The sequence below is a fragment of the Ralstonia sp. VS2407 genome, from assembly GCF_052950655.1.
This window is the reverse complement of the sequence record NZ_JBRFVG010000411.1, coordinates 1-255: the sequence shown is the minus strand read 5'-3', so window position 1 is coordinate 255 and position 255 is coordinate 1. Positions and strand designations below refer to the sequence as shown.

1 protein-coding gene is annotated in these 255 nt (G+C 58.8%); it reads left to right on the top strand.

What is annotated here, in order from left to right:
• On the top strand, window positions 1-255 hold a 255-nt coding region (locus ACU8YE_RS25730), incomplete at both ends, for a DUF1329 domain-containing protein (protein ID WP_446930464.1).

Genomic DNA, 255 nt, shown 5'->3' with positions numbered 1-255 from the left:
GGTATGACTGGAAGCTGGTTGGCAAGAAGGAGATGTACGTTCCGTACAACGACTTCGGTGCTTACGACTTCCGCAAGAGCAAGAAGGAAGCGTTCGGCAACGACATGCCGAACAAGTCGATGCACCGTTACGAGCTGCACCGTGTCTGGGTGGTGGAGGGCACGGTCAAGCAAGGGGTGCGACACAGCGCGCCCAAGCGCACGTTCTACCTGGACGAGGATACCTGGTCGCTGGTGGTGGCCGATGACTACGACG